The sequence below is a fragment of the Clostridium sulfidigenes genome, assembly GCF_000732635.1.
Classification (GTDB): domain Bacteria; phylum Bacillota; class Clostridia; order Clostridiales; family Clostridiaceae; genus Clostridium_J; species Clostridium_J sulfidigenes.
In genome coordinates, this window is record NZ_JPMD01000023.1 from 89,260 (window position 1) to 103,639 (window position 14,380).

Annotated in this window: 12 protein-coding genes; all 12 read left to right on the forward strand. The window is 31.3% G+C overall.

Going from position 1 to position 14,380, the window contains the following annotated elements:
• Nucleotides 1–13: 13 nt before the first annotated feature.
• The 12 genes from infB (at nt 14) to rimO (ending at nt 14,341) form a co-directional block, all read left to right on the forward strand.
• On the forward strand, nt 14–2,098 hold the full coding sequence (infB, locus tag IO99_RS09585) for a translation initiation factor IF-2 (RefSeq protein ID WP_035132806.1): 2,085 nt from the start codon (nt 14–16) through the stop codon (nt 2,096–2,098).
• A gap of 18 nt (nt 2,099–2,116) precedes the next feature.
• Entirely contained in the window at nt 2,117–2,479 is a 363-nt protein-coding gene (gene rbfA / locus IO99_RS09590) for a 30S ribosome-binding factor RbfA (protein WP_035132809.1), read from the forward strand.
• Complete coding sequence (locus IO99_RS09595; RefSeq protein ID WP_035132811.1) at nt 2,469–3,443, forward strand: DHH family phosphoesterase; 975 nt, start codon at nt 2,469–2,471, stop codon at nt 3,441–3,443. The genes rbfA and IO99_RS09595 overlap by 11 nt, the downstream gene beginning before the upstream one ends.
• A complete protein-coding gene (gene truB / locus IO99_RS09600; protein WP_035132813.1) occupies nt 3,430–4,317 on the forward strand; it encodes a tRNA pseudouridine(55) synthase TruB in 888 nt (295 codons plus the stop codon). Before IO99_RS09595 ends, truB begins: the two co-directional genes overlap by 14 nt.
• Before the next feature lie 11 nt (nt 4,318–4,328).
• The gene (locus IO99_RS09605; RefSeq protein WP_035132814.1) at nt 4,329–5,294 is read left to right on the forward strand and encodes a bifunctional riboflavin kinase/FAD synthetase; all 966 of its coding nucleotides are present in this window, start codon (nt 4,329–4,331) and stop codon (nt 5,292–5,294) included.
• A gap of 146 nt (nt 5,295–5,440) precedes the next feature.
• Entirely contained in the window at nt 5,441–5,704 is a 264-nt protein-coding gene (gene rpsO / locus IO99_RS09610; protein ID WP_035132815.1) for a 30S ribosomal protein S15, read from the forward strand.
• Nucleotides 5,705–5,813: 109 nt separating this feature from the next.
• Nucleotides 5,814–7,922, forward strand: coding sequence for a polyribonucleotide nucleotidyltransferase (locus tag IO99_RS09615; RefSeq protein WP_035132816.1), 2,109 nt, complete (start codon nt 5,814–5,816; stop codon nt 7,920–7,922).
• A 188-nt stretch (nt 7,923–8,110) separates the two neighbouring features.
• On the forward strand, nt 8,111–8,386 hold the full coding sequence (locus tag IO99_RS09620) for a YlmC/YmxH family sporulation protein (protein ID WP_035132817.1): 276 nt from the start codon (nt 8,111–8,113) through the stop codon (nt 8,384–8,386).
• 13 nt (nt 8,387–8,399) lie between these two features.
• A complete protein-coding gene (gene dapG, locus IO99_RS09625; protein ID WP_035132818.1) occupies nt 8,400–9,587 on the forward strand; it encodes an aspartate kinase in 1,188 nt (395 codons plus the stop codon).
• Between the two features lie 53 nt (nt 9,588–9,640).
• Nucleotides 9,641–10,483, forward strand: a complete 843-nt coding sequence (locus IO99_RS09630) for a ClpP family protease (RefSeq protein ID WP_084178140.1) — start codon at nt 9,641–9,643, stop codon at nt 10,481–10,483.
• Nucleotides 10,484–10,636: 153 nt separating this feature from the next.
• Complete coding sequence (locus IO99_RS09635) at nt 10,637–12,946, forward strand: FtsK/SpoIIIE family DNA translocase (protein ID WP_035132819.1); 2,310 nt, start codon at nt 10,637–10,639, stop codon at nt 12,944–12,946.
• A gap of 75 nt (nt 12,947–13,021) precedes the next feature.
• The gene (rimO, locus tag IO99_RS09640; protein ID WP_035132820.1) at nt 13,022–14,341 is read left to right on the forward strand and encodes a 30S ribosomal protein S12 methylthiotransferase RimO; all 1,320 of its coding nucleotides are present in this window, start codon (nt 13,022–13,024) and stop codon (nt 14,339–14,341) included.
• The last annotated feature ends 39 nt before the right edge of the window (nt 14,342–14,380 follow it).

Below are 14,380 nucleotides of genomic sequence, written 5' to 3' on the forward strand. Positions count from 1 at the left end.
GGGGGTGAAAGTTTTGTCGAAAATAAGAATATATGAGTTAGCTAAAGAATTAGAAGTTACAAACAAGGAACTTATAAGTGTATTAATGGAAGAGTTCGGTGTGGAAGCTAAGAATCACATGAGTGTCATCGATGAAGAGGATGCTGATCTTATAAAAGAGCTATATGAAGAACAGAAAAAAGAAGCAGCTGAAAAGAAAGAAATCATTGAGGAATATGAATCAAAAATCAATGAAGATATAAGTAAGCAGCAAAGAAAAAATAGCAAAATGAGAAAAGGCGGAAATAAGAGAAACGAAGAAAAAGTTGATGAAACTCCAGATGAAGTAATCGAAATGGAAGAAACTATCGTTGTAAAAGACTTAGCTGATAAGCTAAAAAAACCAGTGGTAGAAGTTATAAGAGCTTTAATATTCCAAGGAGTTATGGCAAGTGTAAACCAAGAGATTGACTTTAACACAGCTGAAAAGCTTGTAGATAGCTTTGGATCTATTGCAGTATTAAAAGAGCAAAATGTTGGTGACATTGCTAAAGAACAAGAGGATGAGATTGATGAGATAGAAGACGAGGCATCAGAAGCAAAAGAAACTAAAAGACCACCAATAGTTACAGTAATGGGTCACGTTGACCACGGTAAGACATCATTACTAGATGCAATAAAGAAATCTAAAGTTACAGCAACAGAAGCTGGTGGAATTACTCAACACATAGGTGCTTATACTGTAGATGTAAATGGTGAGAGAATTACCTTCCTTGATACTCCAGGTCACGAAGCTTTTACTTCTATGAGAGCTAGAGGAGCTCAAGTTACAGATATAGTTATATTAGTAGTAGCAGCAGATGATGGAATTATGCCACAAACTGTTGAAGCTATAAATCACTGTAAAGCTGCAGAAGTACCTATGATTATAGCTATAAATAAAATGGATAAAGAAAGTGCAAATCCAGATAGGGTTAAGCAAGAGTTAACAGAATATGGATTAGTATCTGAAGATTGGGGTGGAGATACTATATGTGTACCAGTATCTGCTCACACTAAGGAAGGCTTAGATAATCTTCTTGAAATGATTACAATAAATGCTGAAATGTTAGAATTAAAAGCTGATGCTAACAGAAGAGCTAAAGGAACAGTTATAGAAGCTAAATTAGATAAAGGTAGAGGACCTGTAGCTAGTATACTAGTTCAAAATGGAACTTTAAAATCAGGAGATTCTATAATAGTTGGAACTACTTATGGTAGAATCAGAGCAATGATTGATGATAAAGGTAAAACTACAAAAGCAGCTGGCCCTTCTATGCCAGTAGAAATATTAGGACTTTCAGAAGTTCCAGCAGCAGGAGATAGATTTACTGTTGTTAGAGATGAAAAGACAGCTAGAATAATGGCAGAATCAAGAAAAGAAAAGATTAGACAAGATCATTTCCAAACCTCTAATAGAGTGTCTATGGAAAATCTATATAACCAAATCCAAGAAGGTAAGGTTAAAGAATTAAGCGTAATAGTTAAGGCTGATGTTCAAGGTTCAGCAGAAGCTGTTAAACAATCCATAGAAAAGCTTTCTACAGATAACGTAAAAGTTAGAGTTATCCACGGAGCAGTTGGAGCTATAACTGAAACAGACGTATCTCTAGCTTATGCTTCTAATGCTATTATTATTGGTTTCAACGTAAGACCAGACAATAATGCTATTACAGTTGCAGAAAGAGATAATGTAGAAATTAAAACTTATAGAATTATCTATGATGCTTTGGATGATATTAAATCAGCAATGATTGGTATGCTTGAACCTGAATACAAAGAAGTTATCACTGGACGTTGTGAAGCAAGACAGGTATATAAAATTTCTAACGTTGGGACTATAGCAGGATGTTATGTTCTTAATGGAAAGATAACAAGAAACTGTAAAGTTAGAGTACTAAGAGATGGTATAGTAATTACAGAATCTACTCTTGCATCTTTAAAGAGATTTAAAGATGACGTTAAAGAGGCAGCAGCTGGATACGAATGTGGACTTAGCATTGAGAAATTCAATGATATAAAAGAAGGAGACATTATAGAAGGCTATATCATGGAAGAAATTAAACCAAAACAATTGTAATAGGAAGGAGTGATCTCCATGGCTAACTATAGAGGCGGCAGAATCAATGAAGAGATAAAAAAAGATGTTAGCAACACTATTCAAAACAAAATAAAGGATCCTAGACTTACAGCAATGGTAAGTGTAACAGATGTAGAAGTAACAAGAGACTTAAGCTATGCTAAAGTATTTGTTAGTATATTTGGTACAGAGGATCAAAAGACAGATGCTCTTAAAATTCTTAAAAGCTCAACAGGCTTTATAAGAAAAGAGATAGGAAAAAATGTTAAGTTAAGACATGTTCCAGAAGTTATCATAGAGTTAGACACAACTTTAGATAAAGCTAATCATTTAGAGTCTTTATTTAGAAAGATAAAGGAGAATGATTCTAATGATAACTAGGAATATAGTAGATATCATAGAGAAAAGTAATTCCATAGGAATTACTTTTCATCAATCACCAGATGGTGATTCTCTAGGAAGTGCCACAGCCCTACTTCAAGGGCTGAGGGCACTTAATAAAGAAGCATATATACTTTCAAAGGAGAAAATTTCAGATACTTTTGAGTATTTGCCTTGTAGTGAGGAAATCACAGGATTACTTCAACAGGTAAAGGATGGTACAGATTTAATAATTGTACTAGATTGTGGAGATTTCAAGAGAATAAATGCTAATTTAGATGCGGAGAATAGGCAATATAAGCTTGTAAATATAGATCACCATCTAAGTAATGAAAAGTATGGTGATTTTAATTATGTGGATATAAATTCTTCAGCAGTTGGAGAAATAATATATGACCTATTAAATCAGTTAAAAGTAGATATTACAAAGAATATAGGTAAATCAATTTATACTTCTATTTTAACAGATACAAGTTCCTTTAAGCATTCTAATACTACAAGCAGAACTCATGAGATAGCTGGGGAAATTATTAAAACTGGAGTTAACTTTAATAAAATTCAAAGACAAGTCTTTGAAAATAAAGAATTTAATAAAGTTAAGTTCTTTGGGAAAGTCATCGATACTTTGACATTACACCTTAATAATAAAGTTGTATTTATGGAGATTAATGATGCTATGCTTAATGAAGTAGGCTTAGAATCCATGGATTCATCCGAGGTTATTCACTTTGGAACTATGATAAGTGGAGTAGAAGTAGTAGCTTTATTTAAAGAAAGTAAGGGTGGAATAAAAGTAAGCTTAAGGTCTAAAGAAATAGTTGACGTTAGTAAAGTAGCAGAAAATTTTAATGGTGGAGGTCATAAAAGAGCTTCTGGTCTTTTTTGTGAGGGTTCCATCATTGAAGTAAAGGATAAAATATACAAAATATTAGAAGAAGAGTTGATATCTTATGATAGAAAATAATAAACCCTTTGGAGTTTTAAATATAAATAAACCTCTTGGCATTAGTTCCTTTGACGTAGTGAGAAAAATAAAAAAGCTAGCTAAAGAGAAAAAGGTCGGACATGGGGGTACCTTAGATCCCGAAGCTTGTGGTGTGCTTCCAGTATGTATAGGAAGAGCAACAAAGGCCATAGACTTTATCATGGAAGGCGAGAAAGAATATATAGCAAAGGTTAAGTTAGGAGTTGTAACAGATACTTACGATAGAGAAGGAAAAGTACTTCGTGAGAGTAAGGTAGATTCTACAGAAGAAGAAATTACTAAGGTTATAAATAAATTTGTAGGAACTATTGCTCAAGTTCCACCTATGTATTCTGCTCTTAAACAAAATGGCAAAAAACTTTATGAGTTAGCTAGAGAAGGAAAAGAAGTCTATAGAGAGCCAAGGACAGTTACTATCCATAGTATTGATATATTATCCATAGATAGCCCTATAATCCACATAAAAGTTAGATGTTCTAAAGGAACTTACATAAGAAGTTTATGCTATGATATAGGAGAAGAACTTGGTTGTGGAGCTATGATGTGGGAGCTAGAGAGAACAGCTACTGGTCCTTTTACTATAGATAGGAGTGTGGAACTAAAAGATTTAACAGAGGATAATATAAATAATTATATTATTTCCTTAGATGAAGTATTTAGTAAGTTTCCTAAACTTGTAGTTAATGAAAAGTTTGAAAGGTTAATATTAAATGGTGTAACCATAAATGATAGAACTCTTTTAAATAGAATTGAAAAGTTTTGCAAATATGCAGTATACAACAATTCAAATAAGCTTATAGGAATTGGAGCAGAAAGCGATTCAGGATTTAAATTAATAAAACTTTTTCTTTAGGGGATATATTTATGAAAATTATACAAGATAATTTTAATGAAGTCATTGAAACTCCTAGTATAATTGTTCTGGGAAGTTTTGATGGTATACATAGTGGTCATAGAGAATTAATTAATAGTGCTAAGGAATTAGCAGAGAAGATTAAATTAACTAAAAAGATAGAAGATGTAGAGGTCATGGTATGTACCTTTAAAAATCATCCTTTGTCTGTTGTTAATAAAGAGATTTGTCCAAAACTAATAATGAGCAATGAAGAGAAAGCTATTTTATTTGAAAAACTTCAAGTGAATATATTAAATTTTATGGAATTTAATAAGGAATTCATGTCAATTTCACCAGAACAATTTATTAATAGTTTAAAGAAGCATTATAATGCTAAAGGTATAGTAGTTGGCTTTAATTATCGTTTTGGATATAAAAATTTAGGTGATGTAGGGATTCTTAAAAAATATAGTGAAATATTAGACTATGAACTTTTTGTAGTAGAGCCCATAACTTCAGATGGAGAAGTGGTAAGTAGCTCTGCCATTAGACATAATCTTCAAGAAGGAAATATAGAAAGAGCTAATAAGTTTCTTGGTAGACCATTTATGTTAAGTGGAAATATAATTAAGGGTAAGCAGATAGGTAGAACTATGGGATTCCCTACTGTAAACTTAAATTATGATAAAAAATTCGTAGTACCTAAGGGTGGAGTTTATGGAACTATTGTAGAGTATAAAAACTGCTTTTATAAAGCCATAACTAATATTGGATACAATCCGACCCTAGAAGGTAGTAAATTAAGTATTGAAACTAATATTTTAAATTTTGATAAAAATATATATGGAGAAGAAATTAAACTATATTTTATAGAGAAAATAAGAGAAGAAAAAAGATTTGGATCCATTGATGAACTGAAGAATCAACTATCCAAGGATAAAAATTATGTAAATGGCAAGAATTATTCTATATATATAGATAAAATTCCTAAATAACTAATTTTTACAAATTTTTAATTAGTTTTTCTATTTACAAAATAAATTTAGTTTGATATAATTTCATATGAACCTTATGCTATGTATTCTGAATGCCAACGGGGTACATGGCATATGGCGATTTAACTATTGGAGGTGCATACAATATGGAAAAGGCAAGAAAACAAGAAATAATGCAACAATTTGCAAGAACAGAAGGAGATACAGGTTCTCCAGAAGTACAAATAGCATTATTAACAGAAAGAATTAAAGAATTAACTGAGCATTTAAAAGTTCACAAAAAAGACCACCACTCAAGAAGAGGTCTTTTAATGATGGTTGGACAAAGAAAAGGACTTTTAAGCTACTTAAAGAAGCAAGATATCGAAAGATACCGTGCTATAATTGCTAAATTAGGAATTAGAAAATAATTAAGAGCGGCAAAGCCGCTCTATTATTTTAATTAAATAGCAAAAAAAAGATAATAATAAGTATATATCTATATATATATTTTTTTAATAACCGAAAGGAGGAGATTAAATGACAAATACGTTAAGTACTTCTGTAGCAGGAAGAGAAATGAAGATAGAAATTGGTAAAATTGGAAAGTTATCTGATTGTGCTATGTTTATTAGTTATGGAGAGACTGTAATCCTTGTAAATGTAAATGCGTCTGAAGAACCAAGACAAGGAATAGATTTTTTTCCACTAAGTGTAGAATATGAAGAAAGACTATATGCAGTAGGTAAAATTCCAGGGGGATTTTTAAAGAGAGAGGGAAGACCATCAGAAAAAGCTATACTAAATTGTAGAGCTATAGATAGACCTATAAGACCTCTATTCCCAAAAGGATATAGAAATGATGTTCAAGTGGTTTGTACGGTATTATCTGTAGACCAAGATAATTCTCCAGAAATATTAGCTATGAATGCAGCTTCAATAGCATTACTTTTATCAAGTATACCATTTACTGATGCAGTAGCTACAGTATCAATTGGATTAATCGATGGAAAGTTTGTAGTTAACCCTACATCTAAAGAAAGAGAATTAAGCTCAATGCAATTAACTGTATGTGCTACTAAAGACAGAGTTATGATGATAGAAGCTGGTGGAGATGAAATCCCAGAAGAAACTATGATTGAAGCTATAGACTTTGGATTTAATCAGTGTCAATCTATTATAGCGTTCCAGGAAGAGGCTAGAGCTAAATTTGGAAAGGTTAAACCTGAGCCAGTACTATACAAAGTAAATGAAGAAATCCAAGGTGAAGTAAGAAACTTTGCTTTTGATATGTTAAAAGAAGCTATGTATATCACTGATAAAGATGAAAGAAATCTTAAAGTAAGTGAAATTAAAGCTAAAATAAATGAAGAATTTTCTGAGAAGTATCCAGAGGGCGGAAGTGACATAGGAGAAGTTGTTTACAATATTCAAAAGGAAATTGTAAGAAACATGTTACTTAGAGATAAGAGAAGACCAGATGGAAGAGAATTTAATCAAATTAGATCTATATCTTGTGAAACTGGACTCCTTCCAAGAACTCATGGTACAGGATTATTTACAAGAGGATTAACTCAAGTAATGACTGTAGCTACATTGGGAGCTTTAGGTGATGTTCAAATCATAGATGGTATTGGAGAAGAAGACTTCAAGAGATATATGCATCACTACAATTTCCCAGCATACAGTGTTGGAGAAGTAAGACCACTTAGAGGACCAGGAAGAAGAGAAATAGGACACGGTGCTTTAGCTGAAAGAGCCTTAGAACCACTAATTCCTTCTATAGAGGAATTCCCATATGCTATAAGACTTGTTTCAGAAGTTTTAAGCTCTAACGGATCTACATCTCAAGCCAGTGTATGTGGAAGTACATTAGCATTACTTGATGCTGGAGTTCCAATAAAGAGACCAGCAGCAGGAATTGCCATGGGACTTATAACTAGTGAAGATTTAAGTGAAGAGGCTGTAATTACAGATATTCAAGGAATCGAAGACTTCTTTGGAGACATGGACTTTAAAGTTGCTGGTACAGAAAAAGGAATAACTTCAATTCAAGTTGATACAAAAATAAAAGGATTATCTAAGTATTGTATAAGAACAGCTATAGAAGATGCTAGAACAGCTAGATTATATATCTTAGATAAGATAAATGAATGTATAGCTGAGCCAAGAGCAGAGCTATCTCAATATGCTCCAAGAATGTACACTATAAATATAAAACCAGACAAAATTAGAGATATAATAGGACCTGGTGGAAAAACTATTAAGAAAATAATAGCAGATACAGGTGTTAAAATTGATACTAATGATGATGGTAAGATAGTTATAATGTCTACTGATAGTGAAAGTGCTAATGAAGCATTAAGAATTATAAAGGAAATCACTAAAGAAGTAGAAGTTGGAGAAATATACTTAGGTAAAGTTACTAAGATTATGGCTTTTGGTGCTTTTGTAGAGGTACTTCCAGGTAAAGAAGGTTTAGTACACATATCTAAATTAGCTAACGAAAGAGTAAATAAAGTGGAAGATGTAGTAGCTATAGGTGATGAAATACTTGTAAAAGTAACAGAAATCGATTCTCAAGGAAGAGTAAATCTTTCAAGAAAAGATGCATTAAAAGATAGTGAAGAGTCTAAAACAGAAGAGTAAATAGAAGTTAAAATAAAAAGGTAAAATACCTTTTTATTTTTTTTATTATAAAACATAAGAACATACTAGTGTATAATTTCATAAATTATATTATAATTGTATTAAGTTTCGTTAATTTACTCATAAATATATAATAGAAAACATATTAATCATAGTAATTTATATAATTATGTATGAGGTGATATGTGATGGAAGAAAAATATAGATATTTAAGTGAAATGGAACGATATGAGATAATAAACATTAATGATGGAGATAAGTATAGTGTCCTGGGCAATAATGATATAGTTATAAATGAAAATGGTGAGCTAAAGCTACTATTACTTGGAGATGGAAAGTCTAGTAAGATGTTTTTTAGAAATAATGAGATGCTGGAAGTTTCATGGGATTATGTAAAGAAGATAGGCTCTAAAACTATAATCATCGATGTTGATGGGGAAACACTAAGAAAATCCCATATATAATATGGAGGTAAGTATGGATATAGTTGTTCAGAAATTTGGTGGTACATCAGTATCTAGTGAAAATAATAGAATATTAGTTACAAAAAAGATAAAAAAAGCTATAAAGGATGGATATAAACCTGTAGTAGTAGTATCAGCTATGGGGAGAAAAGGATCTCCTTATGCAACAGATACATTATTATCTTTAGTTAGTGAAGAATTTAAGATAAATAATCCAAGGGCCTTAGACTTACTTTTGTCCTGTGGTGAAACTTTAAGTACAGTGGTAATGTGTAATGATTTATTAAGAGAAGGTGTAGAGGCAGTTCCGCTTATGGGTGGAGAAGCTGGTATAAGGACTGATAATAATTTTAATAATGCATCTATTTTAGATGTTAATCCGAAAAATGTACTAAAGGTATTAGAGCAGGGAAAAGTACCTGTAGTAGCAGGTTTTCAAGGTATAAGTGAAGAGGGTAGCATCACTACCATAGGTAGAGGTGGAAGTGACGTTACAGGGGCAATTTTAGGAGCAGCACTAAAGGCAAAGGAAGTTCAAATATATACAGATGTTGATGGTATAATGACAGCAGATCCAAGAATAGTTTCTAAGGCTTCATTAATTGAGAGTATAAGCTATGATGAAGTATTCCAATTTGCTGATCAAGGAGCTAAAGTAATACATCCTAGAGCTGTTGAAATATCTAGAAAATATAATATTCCATTAGTAATTAAAAATACTCTTAGTGATTGTGAAGGGACTACTATTTCTTCTTATGGGGAGGACATTGAAAGAATTATCACTGGAATTACTCATATGAGTAATAGAGTTCAAATAAGAATTAATGGAGGCTCAAAGGAACACTGCAATAATATATTTCATATTTTAGCTGAAAATGAAATAAGTATTGATTTGATAAGTGTATTTATAAATGATAAAATATTTACTATAAGTGAAGTAGACTTAGATAAGTTTAAAAATATAGCAGCTAATTATGAAATTGATTATAAGTATACAGAAAATTGTAGCAAAATATCTATAATAGGTTCAAAGATGAGAGGAATACCTGGAGTTATGTCTAGAATTCTAAAGGCTTTAGAAGAAGGTAATATAGATATTCTTCAAACTGCTGATTCACATACAACTATTTGGTGTCTTGTAGAAAGTAATAAAGTTAAAGATGCTATAAATTTACTTCATAATGAATTTAAATTAGGATAGTATATAAACACCTCTTAATGCACAGAATAAGAAACATTAGGAGGTGTTTTTCCATGATTAATGAAGCGGAAAATAAAAAACATAAGGAAGATAAAGATACTAAACACAAAAAAAATAATAAAAGTAAAGTTATAATAAATGAAGAAAATGATGATGAACAAAATGAAGATGACAATTCTAAAGGGGTAAGTAAGGAAGTTGCAAACTTAAAAGAAGTAGGGGTCATGTCTGTAGCAAAGGCTGATGACAGGATTCAAGTTATACCTATAATAGGTCAGGTTGAAGGTCATAATATTTCTGGTAATCAAACTAAGTCTACTAAATATGAGTTAATTATTCCCCAGTTAATAGCTATTGAGAGAGATAGTAATGTAAAAGGTATACTCATAGTATTGAATACTGCAGGAGGGGATGTAGAAGCAGGCTTAGCCATTGCAGAAATGATAACTAGTCTTAGTAAGCCTACAGTATCCATAGTCATAGGTGGAGGACACTCTATAGGAGTTCCATTAGCTACAGCATCAGATTATTCCTTTATAACTCCTTCAGCTACAATGATAGTGCACCCTGTAAGAATGAATGGATTTGTTATAGGTGTGCCTCAAACCTTTGAATATTTTAGAAAGATGCAGGAGCGAATAGTTGAGTTTGTAGTTAGAACTTCAAAAATTGATTCAGACGATTTTAGAAGGCTTATGAGTCAAACAGATGAATTACTAAATGATATAGGAACTATATTGATAGGGGATCAAGCCGTAGAATGTGGTCTTATTGATGAAGTAGGTGGAATTAGAGAAGCCTTAGATAAATTAGAAGAGTTAATAAGTGAAGGTGAAAAAAATCAACTAGAAATAAGTTCAGAAGAAAATATTAGTGAAGAAATAGATAAAATTTAACAATTCACCATTGAGTTGTCAGCAAAATCATGTTGGCAACTTTTTATTTGTAAAAAAATTTGAAATATAGGTGGATTTCAATGTACAATATATTGAGATGGATAAATGGAAATTATTTTCATGAATCTTAGGAAGAGTTTTGGAGGAGATACTATGACTAAAGGAAAAGAGCCTTTAAAAAAGAAAAACAGTAGTAAGAAGAGCACTGTTAAAAATAATAGTTCAAAAGCTAAGAGAGCAAAAAAGGATAAACTTTTTGATTTTAATGGAATTATACTGATAACCATAGGAGTTTTAATATTTTTAGCTTTACTATCAGTTATGTTTTCAGACCCAACATCTTTGGCAGGTTCTATGGGAGTATTTATTAATAGAATTTTTATAGGACTTCTTGGAATTGGTGCCTATGTTTTACCTTTTGTGCTTATATACATGGGAGTAAGTTACATAAAAATAGATAAATATTTAAGGGTAACAAAAAAATCCCTTGGAATTTTAATATTTATAGTTACTACCATGATTTTTGTTGAGCTTATAGTATTACCTGCTTACTATGTAAAAGGAAATATGGCAAGTGCTATTATAGATCAATTTAAATCTAAGTCTGTACTTCATGGAGGTATTATATCTTTAATAATTACTGTTCCTATAAGTTCACTTTTAGGAAAGGTAGGTAGTTATATAGTTTTATTTGCTTTATATATAATATCTTTAGTTTTAATTAATAATATTACTATAAAAGAGTTATTTACCTTTGAAAAAGTAAAAAGTAAAGAAAAGTCAAAGGATTTGAAGCAAACGAATATTGCAATTGATGAAGCTATGGAATATGTATCAGCAGATGGGAATGCTAGAGATAATGGAAGTAGTGAAGAGTCGAAGATTAAAATTATAGATTTTATGAAGATGGATGAAGAAGAGAATAGATTTGAAGGAAAAACAGAAGCAAGTATAGAACAACCTAATAAGTCAAAGGAAAATAGAAATAATATAGATGATATAGATATTGACATTTCCTTTGGTGATGGAAATAAAATATATGCTTATGAGCATCCTGCACCAGAACTCCTTCATAAAAATTTAAGTAGTTTAGGTAAAAATAGTGATAAAAAAGACCTTCTTAATAGTGCTAATAAACTTCAAGAAACTTTAGAAAGTTTTGGAGTTGAAGCTAAGGTAATACAGGTTACAAAAGGTCCATCTGTAACCAGGTTTGAATTACAACCCCATGTAGGAGTTAAGGTTAGTAAGATAGTTAATCTAGCAGATGATATAGCTCTAAACTTAGCAGCTTCAGGAGTTAGGATAGAGGCTCCAATCCCAGGAAAGGCAGCAGTGGGTATTGAAGTACCTAATAAAGACTTATCAGCAGTATTTTTAAGAGAGGTAATAGAAAGTGACGAGTTTACACTTGCTAAGAAAAATTTAGCCTTTGCCCTTGGAAAGGATATTGCAGGTAATTGTGTAGTGGGAGATTTATCTAAGATGCCTCACCTTTTGATTGCAGGAGCTACAGGTTCAGGAAAAAGTGTATGTATTAATACTCTTTTAATAAGCTTATTATATAAATATACACCTCAAGAGGTTAAATTACTGTTAATAGATCCTAAAGTGGTAGAACTTAATATATACAATGGAATACCACACCTATTAATTCCAGTAGTTACAGAACCTAAAAAAGCTGCAGGAGCATTAAATTGGGCAGTTAATGAAATGACTAGAAGATATAAACTCTTTGCAGATAATAACGTAAGAAATATTGAAGGATATAACGACTTTGTAGAAAAGGGAATAATAGAAGAAAAGCTTCCATGGATTGTAATCATAATCGATGAATTAGCAGACTTAATGATGGTATGTCCAAATGATGTTGAGGAATATATAGGTAGACTTGCTCAAATGGCTAGGGCGGCAGGAATGCACTTAGTAATAGCAACACAAAGACCATCTGTAGATGTAATTACAGGGGTAATTAAAGCTAATATACCATCTAGGATATCCTTTGCTGTTTCAAGTCAAATAGACTCAAGAACTATACTAGACTCTTCTGGAGCAGAGAAGCTTTTAGGTAAAGGGGATATGCTATATTATCCTGTAGGTGAATCTAAGCCACTTAGAATTCAAGGAGCCTTTGTGTCTGAGGAAGAAGTAGAGACTGTAGTAGAATTTATTCGTAATGGATTAAAGGAATTAGAGTATAAAAAAGAAATCATGGATGAAATAGAAAATAGTGTTTCAAAATCTAAGGGTGGAGAAGATTGTGATGAATTAATAGATGAAGCTATTAAAATTGTATTAGAAGAAGGGCAAGCTTCAACATCCTTGTTGCAGAGAAGGCTAAAAATAGGGTATAATAGAGCGGCTAGAATTATAGATGAAATGGAAGCTGAAGGGATTATCTCTGGTCGTAATGGAAGCAAGCCAAGACAGGTTTTTGGAAGAGATGATACCATGAGACAATAACTTCTTAATGAAACTTTCATTACAACACAAAAGAAGAGGTTTTAAATAATATAGAGATCACTTAGGAGGATAAAGGTGGAAAAATTAAAATTTGGAGTAATAAATTTAGGTTGTGACAAGAATAGAATAGATGCAGAAATTATAATAAGTAGTTTGAAGAGTAGATATGAAGCGGTGACAGATGAAAGGCAGGCAGACATATTGCTAGTTAACACCTGTGGATTTATAGAAACTTCAAAGCAAGAATCTATTGATACCATATTAGAAATGGCAAAATATAAGAAAGATAAATGCAAGGTGCTCATAGCTACTGGGTGCTTAACTCAGAGATATGGTAGTGAGCTTTTAGAACTTATGCCGGAACTAGATATAATTTTAGGTGTAAATGATTATGATAAATTGCATGAATGTATTGAAAAATCTATGAAAACTGGAGAAAAGAGCTGTATTACAACTTATAGTGATACCAATATAAATATTGGTAAGAGACAGGTTACAACAGGAGGAAGTACTGCTTATATAAGAATATCTGAAGGGTGTAACAATATTTGTGCCTACTGTGCAATTCCTAAAATAAGAGGAAGATACAGAAGTAGGGATATGGAAGATATCCTTAAAGAAGCTAAAGAGTTAGCTTTAAATGGATATAAGGAGTTAATTATAGTAGCTCAAGATACTACTAATTATGGGGTAGATATATATGGAGAAAAAACTTTACATATTCTTTTAAGAGAGCTAGGTAAAATTAAAAGTATAAAATGGATAAGACTTCTTTATTGTTATGCAGAAGAGCTAACTGATGAAGTTATAAATGAAATAGCTATCAATGATAAGGTGTGTAAGTATATAGATATTCCTATACAACATATCAGTGATGATGTTTTAAAGGCTATGAGAAGAAAAGGAAGAAAGAAAATAATCACTGAAAATATTAAAAAGCTTAGAGATGCAGTTCCTAATATAACTATAAGAACTACTCTTATAGTAGGATTTCCAGGAGAAACAGAAGAGAACTTCTTAGAATTATTAAATTTTGTCAAAGAAACTAAATTTGATAAGTTAGGAGTATTTACTTACTCTCAAGAGGAAGGTACTTTGGCTGCAGAAATGGAAGGTCAAATAGAAGAAAATATTAAAGAAGAAAGACTTCACTCTATAATGATGGCTCAACAAACTATATCAACAGAAATAAATAAAAATAAAATAGGCAGAACCTATGATGTGTTGATTGAAAGTAAAGAAAAAGGAACATATTGTGGAAGAAGTTATGAAATGGCTCCAGAAATTGACGGAGAAGTTTATGTAAAGTCTAATAAATTAAGTATAGGTGATTTTGTTAAGGTAAAAATAAAAGATGCACTAGAGTATGATTTAATAGGAGAAATCCTTAAATAATTTTTAGATTTATATATTTATAATAAAAAAAATATTAAT